Below are 5,837 nucleotides of genomic sequence, written 5' to 3'. Positions count from 1 at the left end.
GCGGTGTAGATCGGCGACCTGCGCGGCGGGCTCCGTGGTGACGCGGGCTGCCGCCTCCGCCCGCGTCGCTCCGGTCGCGGTCACTATTGTCGGGGCGGTGACCACACAGCAGGACTACCCGGTGCTCTGGCCGGTGCCGACGCGATGGGCCGACAACGACCACTACGGCCACGTCAACAACGTGACCTACTACTCGTACTTCGACACCGCGGTCAACGCCTGGTTGATGGCCGCGACCGGCACCGATATCCGGGAGCTGCCCGCGATCGGTGTGGTCGCCCAGACCTCGTGCCAGTATCTGGGCTCGCTGAGCTTCCCCGATCAGCTGCGGGTCGGGTTGCGGATCAGCCGCCTCGGCCGCTCCAGCATCACCTACGATCTGGCGATCTTCCGCGTCCTGGACGCCGGCACCGCCGCCGACACCGCCGGAGAGGATCTGGAGCTGGCCGCCACCGGCACCTTCGTGCACGTCTATGTGGACAACGAGACGCGCAAATCGGTGGAGATCCCGGCGATCATCCGCGGCGCCGCCGCCGCGCTGGTGACCGACGAGACCTAGACCCGGCCCAGCAGCGTCAGCGGATCCTCGAGCAGTGAGGCGACCGTCGACAGGAACCGCGCGCCGAGCTCCCCGTCGATCATGCGGTGATCGAAGCTCACACCGAGCGTGGTGATCCACCGGATCGCCGGTTCGTCGCGATACACCCACGGGCGTTTCCGGATCGAACCCAGGCACAGAATCGCGCCCTCACCCGGATTCACCAGCGGCACACCGGTATCGACGCCGAAGACACCCACATTGCTGATGGTGAAGGTGCCACCGCGCAGATCGGCGGGTGTCGCCGAACCGGCGCGGGCCACATCGGCGAGCCAGCCGATCTCCCGGCACAGCTCGCGCAGGCTCAGCGACTGCGCCTCCTTGATGTTGGGGACGAGCAGCCCGCGTTCGGTGGCCACGGCGATGCCGAGGTTGACGTAATGCTTGGTGACGATCTGATTGGCTTCGGCGTCCCAGCAGGAGTTGATCCCGGGGAATTCGGCGATCGCCGCGAGCGTCGCCTTGGCCACCAGCGCGAGGGGGGTGAGCGACAGCCCGGTGAAGGAGTCGGTGCTGCGCAGATGGTCGAGCAACTCCATCGAGGCGGTGAAATCCGTGGTCACGAACGCGCTGGCCTGCGGAATCGTGCGGGCGCTGGTGGTCATGGCCGCGGCGATGCGCTTGCGGACACCGTTGACCGGGGTGCGGGTTTCGCGTTCGCTCGGCGTCGGCCGGATGATGCCGCCGTCGGGTCGCATGGCGGGCACCGGTGGGGCGGCCGGGCGTGGCGCGTCCGCGGTCTCCTCCTCGGTCCGCACCCGGCGCGGCGGCTGCGATACCGGCACCGCGTGGCGCACATCCTCGACCGTCACCGCCCCGCCCGGTCCGGAGCCGGCCACGAACGCGATATTGATTCCGAGTTCGCGAGCCAGCTGGCGGGCGGCCGGAGTGGCGGGCGGGCGGCCCGGGAATTCCGGCGGAATCTCCTCGGGCCGTCCCGGTGCGGCCGAATGTGGTGTCGCCGCACCGTTTTTCGACGCCGGACGGCGCCGCGTGGGCGCCTCGGCCCCAGGCCCGTAACCGACGAGCACCGACGTGCGGCTTTCGCCCGCGGCGGGCGCGTCGCCGGCCGGCGCGGCGGTGCGCACTCTGATCAGCGGTGCGCCGACCGCCACCGTCTCACCGGGCCGGGCCAGCAGTTCGGCGACCTGCCCGGCGAACGGACACGGTAGTTCGACCTGCGCCTTGGCGGTCTCCACCTCGGCGATGGTCTGGTTGAGTTCCACGGTATCGCCGACGGCCACCGACCAGGAGATCAGTTCGGCCTCGGTCAATCCCTCCCCGAGATCGGGCAGCCGGAACTCGAGTATGTGGTTGTCGTCATCCACAGCAGGGTCTTCCAACGGGCACCTCTGTCCGAACAGGTATCAAGCGGCGAACGTTCGATCGACCGCGTCGAGAATGCGATCGGGGTCTGGCATGTGGTGCCGTTCGAGCTTAGCCGGGGGATACGGGATGTCGAAGCCACCGACGCGCAGGACCGGCGCCTCGAGATAGTAGAAACACCGTTCGGCGATGCGAGCGGCGATTTCGGCGCCGAGCCCGGCGAAGACCGGCGCCTCGTGTGTGACGATCAGCCGGCCGGTGCGGCGCACCGATTCCTCGATGGTGTCGAAATCGATCGGCGACAGGCTGCGCAGATCGATCACCTCGAGTGAATGCCCCTCTCCGGCCGCGATTTCGGCCGCCGTCAGCGCGGTCGCGACCATGCCGCCGTAGGCGACGATCGTGGCGTCGCGACCCGAACGGCGGATGCGCGCTCGGTCCAGCGGGAGCGGATCCGCGTCCAGGGCCGTGAAATCCAGATCGGCCTTGTCCCAGTAACGCCGCTTGGGCTCGAAGAAGACGACCGGGTCGTCGCACGAAATAGCTTGGCGCAACAGTCGATACGCATCCTCGGGCGTACTCGGTGAGACCACGCGCAGTCCGGCGGTGTGCGCGAAATACGCCTCCGGCGACTCCGAATGATGTTCGACCGAACCGATTCCCCCGCCGAACGGAATCCGGATGGTGATCGGGGCCCGAACCTTGCCCTGGGTGCGGTAGTGGATCTTGGCGACCTGGGAAACGATCTGGTCGAAGGCCGGGTAGACGAATCCGTCGAACTGGATCTCGCACACCGGCCGGAAACCGCGCAGCGCCATGCCGAAAGCGGTTCCGATGATGCCGGATTCGGCCAGCGGCGTGTCGATGACGCGGTTGTTGCCGAAATCCTTCTGCAGCGTGTCGGTCACCCGGAACACGCCGCCGAGCCGCCCGATGTCCTCGCCCATCAGCACGACCTTCGGATCGTCCTCCAGAGCCCGGCGCATCCCCGTGTTCAGCGCGTTCGCGAAGGTGGTGATCATGCCCGTACTCCTTCCTCGAAACCCGCCAGGTATCCGGCGTATTCGTCGCGCTCGGCGGCGATCAGCGGATGCGCGGTGGTGTAGACGTGGTCGAACAGCTGCATCGGATCCGGATCGGGCATATCGATGGTCGCGGTGCGGACCGCGGCGCCGACCGCGTCGGCGCGTGCGGTGACCTGCCGCTCGAAGTCGCTGTCCCACAGCCCCTCTCGCTCGAGAAGCCGTCGCATGCGGTCGATCGGGTCGCGGCGCTGCCACAGCTCGAGTTCGGCGGCCGAGCGGTAGCGGGTGGGATCGTCGGCGGTGGTGTGCGGGCCCATCCGATAGGTGATCGCCTCGATGAACGACGGCCCGCCACCGGCGCGGGCACGGGCGACGGCCTGGCGGGTCACCGCCAGGACGGCCAGCACGTCGTTACCGTCGACCTGTACGCCCGGGATGCCGTACCCGTAGGCGCGCCGGACAATCGGCGTCTGGCTCTGCAGCTGGACCGGTTCGCTGATCGCCCAGTGGTTGTTCTGGCAGAAGAACACCACCGGCGCACTCCAGGAGGCGGCGAAGCCGAGCGCCTCGGCGATATCGCCCTGACTGCTGGCGCCGTCACCGAAGTAGGTCAGCACCGCGATCTCCGCGCCTTCCAGATGTGCGGCGTAGGCGTAACCGGTGGCGTGCAGGCCCTGAGAGCCGACGACGATGGCCGGATTGGTCATGTTGATCTCGTCCGGATCCCAGCACGAATGCGCCACGCCCCGCCACAGCCTGGTGATGAGGGCGGGATCCACGCCACGGCAATAGGCGACGCCCGCCTCGCGGTAGCTGCAGAAGACGTAATCGTCGTCGTGCAGGGCGCGGGCCGAGCCGATCTGCGACGCCTCCTGGCCGAGCAGCGGTGCCCAGAGGCCGAGCTGTCCCTGCCGCTGCAGTGCGGTCGCCTCGACGTCGATGCGGCGGGTGACGACCAGGTCCTCGTAGAGTTCGCGCAGTTCGGCCGGACCGATATCCGCGATCAGGGCCGCGTGCTCGCGGTCGAGAACACGGCGCCCGTCGGGCTGGATCAGTTGCACGGGATAGGGGTTCGTCCCGGTGCCATACCCGGTTGTGGTGTTGTGCGTCGTGGTGTGGTGCACAGCCATCACCTCCTTGTCGCCGCGTACGACGGGGGTCTGGAGTCCCTCGCGATCCGGCGGACTGCTCTTCGCCAGCTGTGTGCTGTACCTCACAGCATCCACGATTGAGCGTGATGCGCAAGTGGTGACACGCGAACTGCGCAGAATGCTCGATCGGGATGGGGCTGAGACTGTCATACTGCGTTACATGCCCAGTGCTGAACCCGCTCCGGCGACAATCGACGCCACCGACGCCCGGCTGCTGCTGGAACTGGTTGCCAACCCTCGTGCCACCGGGGTGGAACTGGCCACGCGGCTGGGTTTGTCCCGCAATACCGTGCAGGCCCGGCTGGCCCGGTGGGAGGCCGCCGGTGTGCTCGCCGGATTCGAACGGCGCGTGGACCCGCGCGCCCTCGGATACCGGCTGGCGGCCTTCGTCGCGGTGGTGGTCGATCAGCATCGGCTCGCCGACGTGGTGGCCGAACTCGCCGAGATACCCGAGGTCACCGAGGTGTGCGGCACGACCGGGCAGACGGATCTGACCGTTCGCGTGGTCGCGCGCGACGCCGACGATCTGTATCGGATCACCGGCGCGATTCTGAAGATCGCGGGTGTGCAACGAACCAACATGGCACTGGTGATGCAGCAATTGGTCGGGCCGCGCACCGCGCCGCTGCTGCAACGACTGGCCGGAGCCGACGAGTCGGCGGCGCCACGACCGGACGCGGGACGACAGGACACCGGGGAGAATTCGGTCCAGTTCCGGCGCACTGGCCGCTGACGGCAGGACCAGCCGCCCGCGAAGATAGCTCGGTGACCGCCACCGCCGATTCCGCATCCCACCCGCCCGACGTCGCCGAGGCGCAGACGGGCCTCCAGGCGGCGATCGCGGACGAGCACGGGTCCGGCGGTACCGGACAGGCGATGAGCGCCGGGATCATCGCGGCCCTGGTGGGTTTCATCAGTTCGTTCGCGGTCGTGCTGGCCGGACTGACCGCCGTCGGCGCGACCCCGGCGCAGGCCGCCTCGGGTCTGCTGGCGGTCTGTGTGACCCAGGCGGTGGGCATGTGGATCCTTAGCCGGCGCTACCGCATGCCGATCACCCTCGCCTGGTCCACTCCCGGCGCGGCGCTGCTGGCCGGCGCCGGCGCGGTGACCGGTGGCTGGCCCGCGGCGGTGGGAGCGTTCGTGGTCACCGGGGTTTTGATCGTCCTCACCGGATGCTGGTCACGGCTGGGCCGGCTGATCACCGCGATCCCGGTCGAGATCGCGCAGGCCATGCTCGCCGGCGTACTGCTGCCGCTGTGCCTGGCGCCGCTGCGGGCCCTGACCACCTCGAGCGCGGCGGTGGTGGCGCCGGTGCTGGTGGTGTGGGTGGTGCTCCAGCGGTACGCGCAGCGGTGGGCGGTGCCCGGCGCCTTCGTCACCGCGGTGGCCGGGGCGGCGATCGCGATGGTTGCCGGACATCACTCGATTCCGGCCGCCGATCTGGTGCCGAAGGTGGAAATGACTGTGCCGCACTGGAGTTGGCCGGCGATCATCGGCATAGCGATTCCGCTGTACGTGGTCACGATGGCCGCGCAGAACATCCCCGGCGTGGCGGTCATGAGCTCGTTCGGATATCGGGTGCCGTGGCGGGCGTCGATGACGGTCACCGGGCTCGGGACCATCGTGGGTGCCCCGGCGGGCGGGCATGCGATCAACCTGGCCGCGATCAGCGCGGCGTTGGCGGCGGCGCCGTCGGCCCACCCCGACCCGCGCCGGCGCTGGACGGCCACCATGGCC

The 5,837-nt window shown here is 69.1% G+C and carries 6 protein-coding genes; 3 read left to right on the top strand and 3 right to left on the bottom strand.

Going from position 1 to position 5,837, the window contains the following annotated elements; all coding sequences use genetic code 11:
* Nucleotides 1-97 precede the first annotated feature (97 nt).
* Nucleotides 98-559 (top strand): acyl-CoA thioesterase, encoded by a 462-nt coding sequence (locus ON23_RS05580; protein WP_083903719.1) that lies wholly within the window; start codon nt 98-100, stop codon nt 557-559.
* On the opposite strand, the gene ON23_RS05575 is transcribed toward ON23_RS05580, so the two are convergent.
* Genes ON23_RS05575 through pdhA form a run of 3 tightly spaced genes read right to left on the bottom strand, consistent with a single transcriptional unit; the run spans nt 556 to nt 4,166 of the window.
* On the bottom strand, nt 556-1,926 hold the full coding sequence (locus ON23_RS05575) for a dihydrolipoamide acetyltransferase family protein (protein WP_039776783.1): 1,371 nt from the start codon (nt 1,924-1,926) through the stop codon (nt 556-558). The genes ON23_RS05580 and ON23_RS05575 overlap by 4 nt on opposite strands.
* Nucleotides 1,927-1,965: 39 nt before the next feature.
* The gene (locus ON23_RS05570; protein WP_039776782.1) at nt 1,966-2,946 is read right to left on the bottom strand and encodes an alpha-ketoacid dehydrogenase subunit beta; all 981 of its coding nucleotides are present in this window, start codon (nt 2,944-2,946) and stop codon (nt 1,966-1,968) included.
* A complete protein-coding gene (gene pdhA, locus ON23_RS05565) occupies nt 2,943-4,166 on the bottom strand; it encodes a pyruvate dehydrogenase (acetyl-transferring) E1 component subunit alpha (RefSeq protein WP_245555910.1) in 1,224 nt (407 codons plus the stop codon). Before pdhA ends, ON23_RS05570 begins: the two co-directional genes overlap by 4 nt.
* Nucleotides 4,167-4,260: 94 nt before the next feature.
* Here pdhA and ON23_RS05560 point away from each other — a divergent pair, with 94 nt between their 5' ends.
* Together ON23_RS05560 and ON23_RS05555 are read left to right on the top strand one after the other, a co-directional pair.
* Nucleotides 4,261-4,833, top strand: coding sequence for an Lrp/AsnC family transcriptional regulator (locus tag ON23_RS05560; protein ID WP_083903717.1), 573 nt, complete (start codon nt 4,261-4,263; stop codon nt 4,831-4,833).
* Nucleotides 4,834-4,976: 143 nt separating this feature from the next.
* Nucleotides 4,977-5,837: benzoate/H(+) symporter BenE family transporter (locus ON23_RS05555; RefSeq protein ID WP_051042062.1), on the top strand; the 861-nt coding region annotated here is incomplete at its 3' end.

It is taken from the genome of Nocardia cerradoensis NBRC 101014, assembly GCF_000308535.1.
Classification (GTDB): Bacteria; Actinomycetota; Actinomycetes; order Mycobacteriales; family Mycobacteriaceae; genus Nocardia; species Nocardia cerradoensis.
This window is presented reverse-complemented; position numbering and strand designations above follow the sequence as displayed.